Origin of the sequence: Pelatocladus sp. BLCC-F211, assembly GCF_041928655.1 — a bacterium.
Lineage (GTDB): Bacteria > Cyanobacteriota > Cyanobacteriia > Cyanobacteriales > Nostocaceae > Pelatocladus.
In genome coordinates this window covers 41124-55850 of the sequence record NZ_JBHFLM010000088.1, presented here as the reverse complement: position 1 = coordinate 55850, position 14727 = coordinate 41124, and the positions used below count along the sequence as shown (strand labels likewise).

General features: G+C 39.0%; 14 protein-coding genes and 1 riboswitch. Of the genes, 9 read left to right on the top strand and 5 right to left on the bottom strand.

Annotated features, from left to right (window positions below; all coding sequences use genetic code 11):
* The first annotated feature begins 251 nt into the window (after positions 1-251).
* The 4 genes from ACE1AT_RS11010 (at position 252) to ACE1AT_RS10995 (ending at position 3552) form a co-directional block, all read left to right on the top strand.
* Positions 252-770, top strand: coding sequence for a universal stress protein (locus tag ACE1AT_RS11010; RefSeq protein WP_374868155.1), 519 nt, complete (start codon positions 252-254; stop codon positions 768-770).
* Between the two features lie 177 nt (positions 771-947).
* Positions 948-1259, top strand: coding sequence for a ChaB family protein (locus tag ACE1AT_RS11005; protein ID WP_374868153.1), 312 nt, complete (start codon positions 948-950; stop codon positions 1257-1259).
* 149 nt (positions 1260-1408) lie between these two features.
* On the top strand, positions 1409-2605 hold the full coding sequence (locus ACE1AT_RS11000) for an NAD(P)/FAD-dependent oxidoreductase (RefSeq protein WP_374868152.1): 1197 nt from the start codon (positions 1409-1411) through the stop codon (positions 2603-2605).
* A gap of 299 nt (positions 2606-2904) precedes the next feature.
* Positions 2905-3552, top strand: a complete 648-nt coding sequence (locus ACE1AT_RS10995; RefSeq protein WP_374868150.1) for an HAD-IA family hydrolase — start codon at positions 2905-2907, stop codon at positions 3550-3552.
* A 64-nt stretch (positions 3553-3616) separates the two neighbouring features.
* Here ACE1AT_RS10995 and ACE1AT_RS10990 read toward each other — a convergent pair whose 3' ends face one another.
* The gene (locus ACE1AT_RS10990) at positions 3617-4015 is read right to left on the bottom strand and encodes a DUF4278 domain-containing protein (RefSeq protein WP_374868148.1); all 399 of its coding nucleotides are present in this window, start codon (positions 4013-4015) and stop codon (positions 3617-3619) included.
* 47 nt (positions 4016-4062) lie between these two features.
* A riboswitch (Glutamine riboswitch) is annotated at positions 4063-4300 on the bottom strand.
* A gap of 287 nt (positions 4301-4587) precedes the next feature.
* On the opposite strand from ACE1AT_RS10990, the gene ACE1AT_RS10985 reads away from it, so the two are divergent.
* Positions 4588-5448 carry a hypothetical protein gene (locus tag ACE1AT_RS10985; RefSeq protein WP_374868147.1) on the top strand — a complete coding sequence of 287 codons (861 nt, stop codon included), beginning with the start codon at positions 4588-4590 and terminating at the stop codon, positions 5446-5448.
* Here ACE1AT_RS10985 and ACE1AT_RS10980 read toward each other — a convergent pair.
* Together ACE1AT_RS10980 and ACE1AT_RS10975 are read right to left on the bottom strand one after the other, a co-directional pair.
* Positions 5423-6739: a site-specific DNA-methyltransferase gene (locus tag ACE1AT_RS10980; RefSeq protein ID WP_374868145.1), complete on the bottom strand. Its 1317-nt coding sequence runs from the start codon at positions 6737-6739 to the stop codon at positions 5423-5425. The genes ACE1AT_RS10985 and ACE1AT_RS10980 overlap by 26 nt on opposite strands.
* A complete protein-coding gene (locus tag ACE1AT_RS10975) occupies positions 6740-6988 on the bottom strand; it encodes a helix-turn-helix domain-containing protein (protein WP_374868143.1) in 249 nt (82 codons plus the stop codon).
* A 574-nt stretch (positions 6989-7562) separates the two neighbouring features.
* Between ACE1AT_RS10975 and ACE1AT_RS10970 the strand changes: the two genes are divergently transcribed.
* Positions 7563-8681, top strand: a complete 1119-nt coding sequence (locus ACE1AT_RS10970; protein ID WP_374868141.1) for a tetratricopeptide repeat protein — start codon at positions 7563-7565, stop codon at positions 8679-8681.
* Positions 8682-8736: 55 nt separating this feature from the next.
* On the opposite strand, the gene ACE1AT_RS10965 is transcribed toward ACE1AT_RS10970, so the two are convergent.
* The gene (locus ACE1AT_RS10965) at positions 8737-9432 is read right to left on the bottom strand and encodes a potassium channel family protein (RefSeq protein WP_374868139.1); all 696 of its coding nucleotides are present in this window, start codon (positions 9430-9432) and stop codon (positions 8737-8739) included.
* Positions 9433-9560: 128 nt separating this feature from the next.
* Positions 9561-10895 carry a TrkH family potassium uptake protein gene (locus tag ACE1AT_RS10960; RefSeq protein WP_374868137.1) on the bottom strand — a complete coding sequence of 445 codons (1335 nt, stop codon included), beginning with the start codon at positions 10893-10895 and terminating at the stop codon, positions 9561-9563.
* Positions 10896-11025: 130 nt separating this feature from the next.
* On the opposite strand from ACE1AT_RS10960, the gene ACE1AT_RS10955 reads away from it, so the two are divergent.
* From ACE1AT_RS10955 to ACE1AT_RS10945, 3 genes are all read left to right on the top strand, one after another.
* Positions 11026-11901 (top strand): methyltransferase domain-containing protein, encoded by an 876-nt coding sequence (locus ACE1AT_RS10955; protein WP_374868135.1) that lies wholly within the window; start codon positions 11026-11028, stop codon positions 11899-11901.
* A gap of 149 nt (positions 11902-12050) precedes the next feature.
* Positions 12051-12992, top strand: a complete 942-nt coding sequence (locus ACE1AT_RS10950; RefSeq protein WP_374868133.1) for a homogentisate phytyltransferase — start codon at positions 12051-12053, stop codon at positions 12990-12992.
* A gap of 430 nt (positions 12993-13422) precedes the next feature.
* Positions 13423-14706, top strand: coding sequence for a sensor histidine kinase (locus ACE1AT_RS10945; protein ID WP_374868131.1), 1284 nt, complete (start codon positions 13423-13425; stop codon positions 14704-14706).
* Positions 14707-14727: the final 21 nt, after the last annotated feature.

Genomic DNA, 14727 nt, shown 5'->3' with positions numbered 1-14727 from the left:
ACTGTAGTTTTGTAGGTTGGGTGTAGCGACAGCGAAACCCAACATTATAGTCTGGTTAATGTTGGGTTACACTCCGTTCCACCCAACCTACATAATGTCCTTTTTGAAAAACTCCTCTTTTCAAGATGGACGAGGTTTAATGAAAATTTCTGTCTGGAAAATGTTCAACTCACAATAATTATAGGAATTTGCTCTTGTAGAAACGTCACTTATCAAGTTAATAGATAAATTTTAAATCAGGAACAATTAGTATGTTTGATAAAATTTTGGTTGGCATAGACAATTCTGAAATTGGACAATCCGTTTTTGATGAAGCTCTTGCTTTAGCACAAAAACTAAATGCTCATTTGATGTTGCTTCATGTTCTCGATCCTTTTGATGAACGTTACCCAAGTTCTATAGCTTTACAAACAGATAGTCTTTATCCAAGTTTTCATTCGGAAGCTGTAAATTACTACATGGGTCGGTGGGAAACACTTAAGCAAGAAGGTATAGAATTTTTAAAAATTTTTTCTAATCAGGCGATCGCCAAAGGTGTAACAACTGAATATACCCAAAATTTTGGTGAACCAGGTAGAGTTATTTGTGAAGTAGCCCGAAATTGGGAAGCTGACTTAATCATAATTGGTCGTCGAGGTCGTCGGGGTCTCAGTGAATTTTTCCTTGGTAGTGTTAGCAATTATGTTCTGCATCATGCTCCTTGCTCTGTTTTGACAGTACAAGGATTAATTCATGCAATTGAACCAAATGAGCTAGCTGCAAAAACTTAAGTAATCGTTATGAACTTTGAAATCATCCCCAAAACTGAATGACAACAAAATTAAACTTCTGCAATTACTACTAGGGGTTAACCCATATCTATGCTTGCAGAAAGAGGAGAATGAGTCTTTGAGTTTTTACGATGAAGTCAAGACTAAATTGAGATAAGATAATATCGGAGTGGACTGATGACTGATATCAACGTCGAACAATCAGAAAATAAAAATAATAATGAAGTGCAAACTTCAGCAGAAAGCAAAAATAATCATGCTGGGGTTTTAACTGAAGAAATTAAAGCAGAATTACCTCAAGAAGCTCAACAAATTTTTGCGGCTGCTTTCAAAGCTGCCCAAAGTGATGGTATAAGTGAAGAGGGCGCTCGTCAAGTTGCTTGGAACAGCGTGAAAAATCAATATGAAAAAGGCGCGGACGGCAAATGGCACTCAAAAGGTGAAGTTACTGCCCAGCATCATAAAGCTGTCACTTCTGGTGGTAATTAATTTTGTACTAACTAGATATTAGCTCGAAGGCGGTTTGTGATTGGCGCAAACCGCCTATTGAATTTCATAGTGTTTGTGAAGAAAAATCCTGGAATTAATTATTAAACTGATAGAAGTTGCCCTAATGGGATTTATTGCCCATTATCAAAATGAGCGAACATAAAACAAGAATCTGTATACTGGGTGGAGGCTTTGGTGGTCTCTACACAGCTTTAAGGCTGAGTCAGTTACCTTGGGAGTCGTTACCCAAACCGGAAATAGTTTTAGTAGATCAAAGCGATCGCTTTGTTTTTTCTCCTCTACTTTACGAATTACTAACAGGAGAACTGCAAACTTGGGAAATTGCACCTCCCTTTGCAGAGCTATTAAAAGATACGGGTGTGCGTTTTTATCAAGCTGCTGTATCGGCAATTGACATAGAACAGCAACGAGTATATTTACAGAATGGGCCGGAAATTGGTTATGATCGCTTGGTGTTGGCGCTGGGTGGCGAAACGCCTTTGGATATCGTACCAGGTGCAATTTCCTATGCCTATCCTTTTCGTACGATTACTGATGCCTATCGTCTAGAAGAACGCTTGCGAGTGTTAGAAGACTCTGACACTGAGAAAATTCGGGTGGCAATTGTTGGTGCTGGTTACAGTGGTGTTGAGTTAGCGTGTAAACTAGCAGACAGACTAGGGTCAAGAGGGCGTTTCCGGTTAATAGAAGTTACTGACCAAATTTTGCGAACCTCACCAGATTTTAACCGAGAAGCAGCTAAAAAAGCCCTAGACGAACGGGGTATATTTATTGACTTAGAAACAAAAGTAGAAGCGATCGCTCAAGATACTATTTCCCTGGAATATAAAGGCCAAATAGACACCATACCTGTAGATTTAGTAATTTGGACAGTGGGAACGCGAGTCTCGCTTGTAGTCCGAAATCTTGGTTTAAAGCAAAATCAGCGTGGGCAAATTACGACTACACCAACTCTCCAAGTTCCTGATCATCCAGAAATTTTCGCCTTGGGAGATTTAGCAGAATCTCATGATGCGGAAGGACAACTAATCCCCGCTACAGCCCAAGCAGCTTTTCAACAAGCCGATTACACAGCTTGGAATATTTGGGCAAATCTGACTCATCGTCCTCAAATTCCATTCCGCTACCAATATTTAGGTGAAATGATGGCATTGGGGACAGACAACGCGACTTTGAGTGGATTAGGCATCAAATTAGAGGGTTCTTTGGCTTATCTAGCCCGTCGTCTAGCCTATCTATATCGAATGCCAACTTTAGATCATAAACTCAAAGTTGGTTTTAACTGGCTCGCTCGTCCTATTATAGAGACATTATCAAAATCATAGATGGTGTATTGAGCGTAGATGTCCTTGCCTCTGTTTTCAAACTGCCTAACACCTTTTCCAGGTGAACGGTAGTCGCTGCAACGGGTACAATACCCGAAAGTGCGCTACCCCAGCTACACGAACTAAGTTTGTGTATGCGGGCTAAAAATTATAATTTGGGCTTTGCATTTGTAACTCCAGGCTGCAATCTGTGAGATAATCAGCTTGAAAATACGCCTATCGTTTTGTCGTAAGACATTGCGTTTCGCACCGAATACATTATTTCTCTAAAATCTAAAATCCAAAATAGTTATAGGTTGATGGAACGACCGAAAGTTATTTTTTTAGATGCAGTTGGCACTCTCTTCGGCGTCAAAGGCAGTGTGGGCGAAGTTTATAGTCAAATCGCGCAGGAGTTTGGTGTCGAAGTTTCTACTGAAACTTTGAACAAAACATTTGCCCAAAGCTTTAAAGCTGCACCACCACCTGTATTTGCAACTGCACAAGCGCAAGATATCCCACAGTGGGAGTTTGAGTGGTGGCTTCGCATTGCTTCTGATACTTTTGAAAAAGCAGGTGTTCTAGAGAAATTTTCTGATTTTTCAGCTTTTTTTAGCGAAGTTTATATTCACTTTGGCACAGGCGAGCCATGGTTTGTCTATGCTGATGTCTTACCATCTTTGGCAAATTGGCAAAAGATGGGTATTGAACTGGGAATAATATCGAACTTTGATTCTCGTATCTTTTCTGTATTACAGGCTTTGGAACTCAGAGACTATTTCAGTTCCGTTACCATTTCTACTCAAGCAGGTGCAGCCAAACCAGATCCCAAAATTTTTACTATTGCTTTGGAAAAACATAACTGTCCATCAACAGCCGCATGGCACATTGGGGACAGTGTTGCAGAAGATTACCAAGCAGCCAAAGCGGCTGGATTAAGAGGTATTTGGATAAACCGTGAAAAGTAGTTTTACCAGACGTGCCATACCACGTCTGGCACATTAATTATTCCAAACAACAAATAACCATCAACTAACTACCAACCATTATTTGCCTTGCTTCATCTTCCAACAGACGAATCAGAGTTGGATCTCCTTTTTGTCTGGCTACTTGCAGGCGATGTTCTAAATTACTCCGGATATGGGCAAGATGAGTATTTGCTAATTCTTGCCCTGTTTTTTGTCTTGTTTTTGCAGTGGCGATCGCTTGCGGGTGTCTACGTAGTTTCATTGCTTCTACGTCTAGGGGATCACCAATACAATAAGCTACACCGCGATACTTCAACTCTGCTACTGGTTGAGGTGGGCTAATGTGTCTCGGATAATGACGTCTCCATTGCTGACCACGATATTTACCACTAATTTCCCCTGGAATCATTTCTACAGCTAGGGGATGAGATTCATAATCTACGCCGCGATAGGTTAGTTTCATTTGCTTCGCCTCGGTTTTAATTGTTTTGCAGGTTGGAATTAAATAGAGGCGCGTTCCTTCAGGATGTCTCCTTACTTCCGTCTCTTCAGCTGATTTTGCCCCTTCGTTGTAAGTAATCAAAAGCGTCCTTCGGTCATTGGCTTGTAAGTAGCTCGTAGTAAGCACTCTTCGTGCTTCCTTGAGTGCTGAAGCACTCACTACAAACATTTTGGTTTTTTCTGTTAACCAGATAAGTTACCTGATCAAGACACAATGTGGTGTCACAGTCTTAAAGAGATGAACGATTTTATTTCTGTATTTATTGTAACATTTTGAAGAAAAAGTCAAGAAACTCGCATAAAAAATTAATTATCTAATACTTCCCTGTTGTTCAAGTACAAAGTCATGCACTCGTAAGTACTAGCTATCTTTCAAAATCTGTAAATACCCATTTGTGCTTTAGTTCAGTGCGGATGTACCCTCATAGAGGTATATTAAGAAGCTAAATATACCATCACCACAAGAGCTTTTTGTTATAAGCTATTTGATTCAAACCTAGTCAAACTGAATTTATAAGGTTAGGAGAAACGTAATTGAGTTCGTTCAGTAGCTATAAGGCAAACGCGGCTAAATTGATTACTATATTTGATTCACCATTTTATCCCGACTCATTAGATGAAGCTAAAATACTCTATGGTAGTGTTATAGAGCGCTTTACAGAATTAGTAGAGATAGCTCAAAGTTCTACTAACTTATTAGAGATAATTACACAAGAACCAGATCCAATACGCATACAACTTCTTCGGGTTTTTCGACGGTATGTCTCACCAGATACATCAGTTGAAATGACAAAACGTAAGAGTAAAATACCCGAAATTATCGCAGAATTTGGAGTACGCTTTCGACCTCTGGAGGAAGTTAGACGAAATCTCAAAAGCCGACCCATACCAGATGAAGCTCTTATGATAAGTCTTTTAGAACAAAGCAAGCGAGGGCAAAAGGGTTATGATCTGACAGAAGCTTTTTTTCTCTGGTTTGACAAAACATTTGGTGACAATTATAAAATCCAGGGTCCAATAAGAGCTGGAAGGGACGTAATGCTAAATGAAGTATTGGATAACTGGGAACAAAAAACTCCTGCTGATTTTTTAATCTCACGTTCCAATAGCACTCCCTTAGTAGTAGGATTTGCTCGTTATGACTCTGACCGAGGCGGTTCTCAAGAAGATGATCGAACAGGTGGCAATCGAGATAAAGTAACAGAAGTTATTCAGTATGCGAGCAATTACAACGTACCGCTCAAAGTGTTTTTCTTAAATGACGGACCAGGATTACTTCTTGGTTCAATGTGGAACGATTATGCAGCTTTAGAAATATATGGAAAAGGACGTGTCATGGTGTGTACTCTAAAAATGCTGGATGAAAGATTTAGTATAGACTGGTTGGAAAACTAAGTTTATTACGCCAATCTTCTAAAATTTGCTCGGAGATTACTTCTAATTCAGGTGCAATTTCAATATACAAATCAAGACCACTACGCAACACTCTATTAATATCTATTAAGCACTTCTGTTCTAATTTTAAACCGTTACCGTTTACAAAATCACCCATAACTTCAGTTCCTCTGGCAAGTCGTTGAATTATTGTAGCTATAGCCAAGTAAGAGTTATCTATAGCTATCCATTGCCTGCCTAAGTTTTCAGCCGCAGCAGCAGTAGTACCACTACCAGCAAAGGCATCTAAAACTAAGTCTCCTTTATTAGAAGAAGCCTTAACTATACGTTCTAATATCGCTAAATTTTTCTCAGTTGGGTAGCCAGTTACTTTTATATTTTGATTGTGAGCATCTTTGCAATCTAACCAAATATCTTGTATTGGAATTCCTTTACTGTTATCTAAATAAACCTTTCTTCTAGGATTACCTGTTGGCGACCAATATATTTCGCCTCGTGCATCCATTTCGTCTAAAGTTTCAGGAGAATACTGCCAATGCTTGCCAGGAGGTGGCAATATACCTCTCCAAGGTTGTCCCGTAGCACCATTTCTGACTCCCGGTGCATGAATAGGAACTTTTTTATAAAGCCTACCAGTTCCCTCCTCTACATACTGATACTCTTTTTTAGAAGTTTCTTCAGTCCATGCTTCAAAGGGCTGGTTCCATATATATTTATTGGATTTTGTATAAAACATTATATAATCTGCAATATTTCCATATTGTTTATGAGTATAGTTTTTAGGATTGCACTTTTTTCTAGTAATCCAATTACGAAAATTTTTACAACCAAAAACTTCGTCCATTATTATTTTTACAGTAAACGCCATATTCTCATCTAGATGAACGTAGATGGAACCATCATCGGCTAACAGTTCTTTAATCAGAATTAATCTACGACGTAAAAACTCTAAATATTCTGCTCCTTCTATCAAATCATGATAAGCATGATCTTGCTTGCGAGAAGTAAAACCAGATCCAGTTGCATAGGGCGGGTCTATATATACCAAACTAACTTTGCCAGCAACATTATCATCATCTAATAATGTGCGAAGTACTCGTAAATTTTCTCCATAAAAAAGTCTATTTTTATGAAGACCTTCTACCGATAAAACATGGGCTAATTTTGCTGGAGCAATAGCCAGAATTTCGTCTCTAGTAGCTTTGTCTTCATACTCTAATCTAAATGAGATTTTACTGTTATTTTCTGAGGTATTTTTACTACTTTTTTTAGTTGGTATTCCTGTCGCCATTTAGTTATCTCCAGGTCTTAAATCTTCTTCTCTTCCAGAAGTATTTGTTTTAATAAATGCATCCAAATCTTCTCTACGAACTCGCCATACCCTCGGTCCTACTTTAGTGGCTTTAAGATGACCTAATGAAATCCACCTCTGTACTGTTCTCTGGTGAACACGAAGATGTTCTGCAACTTCGCGAGTAGTCAAGAACTGATAGTCTTCTTGCTTGTCTTCAATTGGTTGATTTTGTCGCTTATGTCGCATAATTCGTTTAATTTGTTAGTATACATATAATTGAGAATTATGGCAATTGTTGCTTATATTGTGCTGGAATGCAGGTTAAACATTAAATAATACCGATTCAAAAAACGTTTGCAACACATTCAGGATATGAGACGCGTATCTCACGTCTTCTAAGAAACTTGCGCTGAAAGGCTTATAAAATCGTACTTTTTGATTTCCTCACAGCGCAAGTTTCTTCCATCTATGTTGGGTTGCGATCGCCGCCCATTAACCGCTCTACAAAATTCATCTGTCCCATTCTTTTTTCAAATTGGTATAAACTTTGAGAGCATATTAGTAGGGTACGTCAGAACTGATAAATTGCTGATGAGCAACAGATTTTTGACATCTGACGCACCCTAAAAGATAGGTTGAGTGCGACAGTTGCGTAAGTCCTAATCACAAGAAATGAACTAGAGATGAGGAAACAAATGCTGGACTCTATTTCCTGACAATGATGTTGAATAAAATGAAATTTGTAACAACTTAATTTTGAGCTATGTACTGGGTATTCTGACTTTATGAGCATTTAGTAATCAGTACAGGTCTGCCGAACATGTCTCAAATATATCAATATCGCCTGTGGTTTTCCGGTCTACGCAAGGTAGTTTTATTCTGTTCTTCCGCTTTTTTGGTGTTGGTAGCACCAACGATGACTGAGTTACCAGGAAGTAAGCTGCTGGCGCAGAATGTTGTTTCTCAGAATTTGGAAGCAGCGAGTTATTTTCAACAGGGAGTGATGCGCTATCACCACAAAGACTTAGCAGGCGCAGAATATGCATTTCGTCAAGCCTTGCAGCTAGACTCCAATATTGCTTCTGCACATAATTATTTAGGTAACATTTTATTGCAGCAAAATCGTTTTGATGCCGCAACACAAGAATACGCAGAGACGATCAAACTCAATCCCAACTTGGGCGAAGCTTATTATAACTTGGGTTTGGCATTGCATAAACAAGGACAAGCCCAAGCCGCGATTACTGCTTATCGTCAAGCTTTGATTATCAATCCGACGATGGCAAATGCTCAGTATAACTTGGGTTTAGCATTATATGAAAAAGGACAACCAGAAGCAGCGATCGCAGCCTATAAGCAAGCAGTTAATTTAGATGGCAATCATGCTAATGCTTACTTTAACTTAGCGATCGCTCTCCAAGAGCAAGGAAAATTAGAAGAAGCGATCGCAGCTTACCGCCAAAATCTCCAGATCAATCCTGACAACGCTGTAGCTTACAATAACATGGGCAGCCTGTTGACCATTCAAGGTCAAACATCTGAAGCGATCGCTACTTATCAAACAGCTATTAAACGCCTACCTAATAATGCTGAGGCTTACTACAACTTGGGAGTAGCTTTATATAATCAAGGCGAGTTCAAAAAAGCCAGGAGTGCTTTTAAGCGGGCGCATAAACAATATCGTCAACAGGGTAACACAGAACGAGCTTCCAAGATTGAGCAGTTAATGCAGCAAGTTGCACAGATGCAAGAACCCAAGCAACCGCAAGTTAGCCAAGCTTCGCAAGAGAACTTGTCAAATCTAGACAATTCCATAGATACAGAAGCGAACCCAAGTGACACTCCGACTTCAGTTGAAGAGGAAATACCGACTCCAGAGGAAATCAATCCCGAAGAAGTACCTTTTTCCCTAGAACCATCACCTGGGTTGAAGCAGTAATAGTTAGTAGTTAGTGGTTAGTTGTTGCTTTTTAACCACTATCTACTATGCACTTTTAGATTGGTAAACGATTAATATCTTTGTTGCAACCAATGACTACAATTGCTGAACCACGTTCCAGACGTTGGGTTGGATAAGGATTTATTTGAAATTTGCCATCATGACTTACCGCTAACAAATTTAAGCCATAGCGATTACGCAGCTGCAATTCAGAGATAGTTTTACCATGAAATTCATCAGGGACAATTAACTCTACAATACTGTGATCTGGGTCGAGGTCAAATCGTTCTAAGATTGATGGTTTAGTGAGCGATCGCGCCAGCGCACATCCTGCTTCATATTCAGGAAATACAACATGATCTGCTCCCACTCGTAACAGTAGTTTTTGGTGAACTTCACTAGAAGCTTTTGCTACTACATGAGGTACACCTCCTTCTTTCATATTAAGAGTGGTGATGATACTTTCTTGAATGTAATTTCCGATGGCGACGATCACCGTATCAAACTCAAAAATTCCTGCTTCTTTTAGCGCAGCTGGTTCTGTTGAATCTAGTTGTAAAGCATGACCAACTATTTGGTCAGTTAAAGCATCAGATACTCGTTTTTCATCAACATCTGTTCCTAACACTTCATATCCCAATTTATGAAGTGTTGCACAGACAGCACGCCCAAATCTACCTAAGCCAACCACAGCAAATTGATGATTATCTTTACGCAGACTACGAAAAAAACCTAATGATGACAGATTCACTATTGTTTCCTTTGTTAAAGTTCCCTATGGTGAGGGAATTAAGTTTTCAAGAGTCAATAATCAAGAGTCAACAGTCAATAGATATTTGTTGATTTTTATCATAAATATCAACAAATATCTAGCAATTATTAACCAACCAGCAAATTTTCTTCTGGATAATGAACTCTGCTTGGGCGAGGATCTCCTAACATTGCTGACATTAGTAGTAAAATACCTACCCTACCTACATACATTGTGGCAATTAATATCAGTTTAGCTGCTGTAGAAACAGTGCCTGTAATCCCAGTTGAAAGTCCTACTGTAGCGAAAGCAGACACCACTTCAAATAAGATTTGAATAAACTCAAGTTTTGGGTCTGTCAGAGCTATTAAGATTGTTGAGATAATAACTGTACCAACAGAACCAATTAATACGCCAACAGCTTTTAAAACTAAAGATACTGCGATTTTTCTTTCGTACAATAAAACTTCTTCTTTGCCTTGTAGAATTGATTTTGTGCAACTTGTAAGTACTCTCAAAGTTGTAGTTTTAATTCCGCCTCCTGTACCACCTGGACTCGCACCAATAAACATAAATGCAATGGTAATAAACAAACCAGCTGTTGTCATTTTACCAATATCTATAGTGTTAAAACCAGCTGTTCTGGGAGTCACAGATTGAAACCAAGCAACTAAAATTTTATCGATAAAACTGAGACTGGCAAATGTTTCTGGGTTTCGTAACTCTACAAAGAAAAAAGCAATTGTTCCCAGAATTAAAAGCACAACTGTCGTACTCAATGCAACTTTAAAATCGAGGGAAAACAAGAGTTTTTCTTGTCTATTGCGGATGCGATCGCGTATCCAAAAGTAAGTCTCTAAAATTACTTGATAGCCAATTCCACCAAAAATAATTAACCCTGTAATTGTCAAAACAACTAAAGCCGAAGATTGATAACCGATGAGGTTATCTTTAAACAGACTAAACCCTGCATTATTCCAAGCATTCACACTATGAAAAATTGCTAGCCACAGTCCTTTTTGCCATCCATGATCGGGGACAAAAGCTGGCAATAGTAAAAATATACCTGTGATTTCAAAGATTAATGTTGTAGCAATAATTGAGCGAATAATTTGCGTACTACCGCTCATTCCCGGACGATCTAAAGCTTGTTGAATGGCAATTTTTTGGCGCAGGTCAAATCTACGTCCAATCAACAGAATCAAAAAAGTCGTAGTCGTCATGTAACCCAACCCACCAATTTGTGCTAATAGCACAATCCACAACTCGCCCCAAAAGGAAAAATAAGTACCAGGATCAACAACGGATAAACCTGTGACACAGACTGCGGAAGTTGAAGTAAACAGGGCGACAATGGGGTCATTCCATGTACCGCTACTGGTAGAAAAAGGCATCATCAGCAGGATAGTTCCGACTGCGATGACTGCCAAAAATCCCAAACAAATTGTCCGAGAAACAGTCATATTTAGCTAAAAACCAAACAAATTAAGGAATTGTGTACAGTGTTGTAACTGCCTTACAAAAAAAATCCCTACTTTAAATAAAAACACACATGGTAGCCTACCATTATGTGTTTTTTGATCCTGCTTTTCCATGAGCGCAACTCTTTACAAACAAATCCAGCAATTTTACGATGCATCTTCTGGTTTATGGGAAGAAATATGGGGCGAACATATGCACCATGGTTACTATGGTGCAGATGGTAGAGAGAAAAAAAACCGTCGTCAGGCACAAATTGATTTAATTGAAGAGATCCTCAATTGGGCAGATGTGCAGCAAGCAGAAAACATCTTAGATGTGGGTTGTGGAATTGGTGGTAGTTCCTTATACTTAGCAACCAAGTTTCATGCTCAGGCAACTGGGATTACTTTGAGTCCTGTGCAAGCTGCTAGAGCCAAGGAAAGAGCGGATGAGGTGAATTTAAGTAGCCGGACTCATTTTCAAGTGGCAAATGCTCTAGAAATGCCCTTTGCTGACAATTCTTTTGACTTGGTATGGTCGCTAGAAAGTGGTGAACACATGCCCGATAAAACCAAGTTTATGCAAGAGTGTTATCGGGTATTGAAACCTGGTGGAAAGTTAATCATGGTGACTTGGTGTCATCGCCCTACGGATAATTCACCACTAACTAATGATGAGCAACAGCATTTAGCAAAAATTTATCAGGTATATTGTTTACCCTATGTGATTTCTTTGCCGGAGTATGAAGCGATCGCTCTGCAATTAGGCTTACAAAATATCCGCACTGCTGATTGGTCACAAGCAGTAGAACCTTTTTGGAATGTGGTGATTGATTCGGCCTTCACTCCGAAAGCAATATTTGGGTTAGTGCGTTCGGGTTGGAGTACGATTGTTGGCGCGTTGTCGTTGGGATTGATGCGTCACGGTTACGAGCGGGGGTTAATTAGATTTGGATTGTTGTGTGGGGAGAAGGGATTGGGGATAAGGGGTAACGGGGATAGGGGATAAGGGATTGGGGATTGGGGAGTGTGGAAGACATTCTGGACAAGGGAGACTTGTCAGTTATCAGTTATCAGTTATCAAATTAAACTGTTAACTGATTCATGCCCAATAACAAATGACAAATGACAAATGACTATTGACCACCAACAAATATTATGAATCAAATTTCACAATCAGCTTCTCAAAGCAATTGGCTGTATGCTTTTTGGAAATTTTCTCGCCCACATACAATTATTGGTACAAGTTTAAGTGTATTAGGGTTATATCTCATTGCCTTTGCTTTAGTAAATAGCAGTTTTTCTCTATCACCTATTTTGTTAGCATGGTTTGCTTGTCTGTGCGGCAATGTTTATATTGTGGGCTTGAATCAACTAGAAGATGTGGCGATTGATCAGATTAATAAACCACATTTGCCGATTGCTGCCGGAGAGTTTTCTCAACAAACAGGTAAATTAATTGTGGGAATTACTGGCGTTTTGGCGTTGGTAGTTGCTTGGTTAGGAGGGCATTTTTTATTTGGGATGGTGACAATAAGTTTAGCTATTGGTACAGCTTATTCATTGCCTCCAATCCGTTTGAAAAGATTTCCTTTTTGGGCAGCTTTATGTATTTTTTCTGTGCGGGGAGCAATTGTTAATTTAGGATTGTTTTTACATTTTAATTGGGTGTTTAAACAAAATAGTTTGATGACATTGATGACAGTAATTCCTGCCGCAGTATGGGTATTAACTATATTTGTGTTGGTATTTACGTTTGCGATCGCTATCTTTAAAGACATTCCTGATCTGGAAGGCGACTTGCAATACAATATCACTACTTTTACAATTAAACTTGGTAAGCAAGCAGTATTTAATCTTGCTCTTTGGGTATTGACTGTATGTTATGGAATGATGATTTTAATTGGGTTACTGCATCTAGCAGAAGTTAATTCTGTGTTTTTAGTGATTACTCATTTAGTAGCGCTGGGTATGATGTGGTGGCGGAGTCGGAGTGTAGATTTAGAAGATAAAAGCGCTATTGCTAGTTTCTATCAATTTATTTGGAAACTGTTTTTTATTGAGTATCTAATTTTCCCGATGGCTTGTCTTTTAGCTTAGTTTAGTTTTGGATGCGATCGCCAGGATGACACTATCTTTTCTAGTACATTCATAACTTGCGGAAAAATTCATCCAAATATCAAAATCATGCGATCGCGCCTCCTTGTTTAAAGTTATGGGAATATTTAGATGCGATTAAATTTACTCATCAAGGCTTTTACTGGGCAAATCATCCAGCTTGCTAGCAATTTTCAAATCAAACGTTTAGAAAATTTTATTCAAAAATACATTAATTAAGTAGCTCTGACTCAAGTACGTACACCAACAACGGATGAAAAAGCCTCTTAACAAGTTAAGAGTTCCCTATTTTCAAGTCAGACACTCATGCGATTGATAACTCACACAACCAGGGGATGAAAATATGACTCCCCTGACACCCCCATACCCATTTTCAAGGCAGATTAGAAGTAAATTTTATTATTAAATGCACATGATAAATACTTTAAATAATGGATTTATTTTGATTGTCGATGATAATCCCACAAATTTGTCTGTCCTGTGTGAAGCACTCAATAGTGAGGGGTTTCGTTTCCGTGTTGCAGTCGATGGAGAAAGTGCGATCGCCCAAGTCGAACGTCATCAACCAGAGTTAATTTTACTAGATGTACAAATGCCTGGGATCGACGGATTTGAAACCTGTCGTCGCCTCAAAGCCAATCCTGTGACTCAAAACATTCCGATTATTTTCACTGCTGCTTTAAGTGATGTCGAAAGCAAAACAAAGGGTTTTGCTTTGGGTGCTGTAGACTATATTTCCAAACCTTTTGACCAAGAGGAAGTAATTGCAAGGGTGCGTGTGCATTTGCAACTCAAACGACTAACCGAATATTTAGAACAACAAGTCAGCGATCGCACTGCTGCTTTGCAAACAGTTCAAGTGCAATTGGTGCAACAAGAAAAACTATCAACTTTGGGAGAATTAATTGCTGGTGTTGCCCACGAAATGAATAATCCCATTAGTTTTATTGCTAACAATATCCCACCTTTAGAAGAATACATCGCCGGGGTGAGTGAAATTATCCAACTGTATCAACAAGAATATCCCAACCCGACAAGCAAAATCACCACTGCTATTGAAAGATTGGATTTGGAATTCGTTCTCGAAGATATGGTCAAAATCTTAGAATCACTCAAGGTAGGATCTGAACGCATTGAGAAAATTTCTACATCACTCCGTAGTTTCTGTCGTTCGGATAGTGATGTCAAAATCCCTGCGGATTTACACGAAGAGCTTGATAGTACGTTGATGATTTTGCAACATCGCCTCAAGGGTAATGGCGATCGCCCCCAGATCGAAGTCAGCAAAACTTATGGTGCATTGCCAGAGGTAGACTGCTATGTCGGGCAGATTAATCAAGTATTTATGAACATTCTGGCAAACGCAATTGACGCCCTTGATGAAGCGATCGCGCAAGACAAAATTAACGATCCTATTCCTCAAATTCAAATTCTCACAGAGGTAGATTCTGAGCAATGGGTTGTGATTAGGATTGCTGACAATGGAATGGGTATTCCAGAATCTGTCCAGCAACGGCTATTTGAACCTTTATTTACTACAAAACCTGTTGGCAAAGGAACGGGACTTGGCTTATCTATCGCTCATCAAATAGTTGTAGACAAACACAATGGTGAATTAGCAGTTAATTCTCAACCAGGTAAAGGAACTGAGTTTATCATCAAAATTCCAATCATTCAGTACGACAGTATAAACTAGTTTGCGAGGACTATATCCCAA

Bases quoted from the DNA above. Each gene is read 5' to 3' on its own strand.
- ACE1AT_RS10970 (WP_374868141.1), top strand. From the start codon at position 7,563: ATGTCTCAAATATATCAATATCGCCTGTGGTTTTCCGGTCTACGCAAG.
- ACE1AT_RS10950 (WP_374868133.1), top strand. From the start codon at position 12,051: ATGAATCAAATTTCACAATCAGCTTCTCAAAGCAATTGGCTGTATGCT.
- ACE1AT_RS11005 (WP_374868153.1), top strand. From the start codon at position 948: ATGACTGATATCAACGTCGAACAATCAGAAAATAAAAATAATAATGAA.
- ACE1AT_RS10980 (WP_374868145.1), bottom strand. From the start codon at position 6,739: ATGGCGACAGGAATACCAACTAAAAAAAGTAGTAAAAATACCTCAGAA.
- ACE1AT_RS10990 (WP_374868148.1), bottom strand. From the start codon at position 4,015: ATGAAACTAACCTATCGCGGCGTAGATTATGAATCTCATCCCCTAGCT.
- ACE1AT_RS10995 (WP_374868150.1), top strand. From the start codon at position 2,905: ATGGAACGACCGAAAGTTATTTTTTTAGATGCAGTTGGCACTCTCTTC.
- ACE1AT_RS10955 (WP_374868135.1), top strand. From the start codon at position 11,026: ATGAGCGCAACTCTTTACAAACAAATCCAGCAATTTTACGATGCATCT.
- ACE1AT_RS11000 (WP_374868152.1), top strand. From the start codon at position 1,409: ATGAGCGAACATAAAACAAGAATCTGTATACTGGGTGGAGGCTTTGGT.
- ACE1AT_RS11010 (WP_374868155.1), top strand. From the start codon at position 252: ATGTTTGATAAAATTTTGGTTGGCATAGACAATTCTGAAATTGGACAA.
- ACE1AT_RS10975 (WP_374868143.1), bottom strand. From the start codon at position 6,988: ATGCGACATAAGCGACAAAATCAACCAATTGAAGACAAGCAAGAAGAC.
- ACE1AT_RS10960 (WP_374868137.1), bottom strand. From the start codon at position 10,895: ATGACTGTTTCTCGGACAATTTGTTTGGGATTTTTGGCAGTCATCGCA.
- ACE1AT_RS10945 (WP_374868131.1), top strand. From the start codon at position 13,423: ATGATAAATACTTTAAATAATGGATTTATTTTGATTGTCGATGATAAT.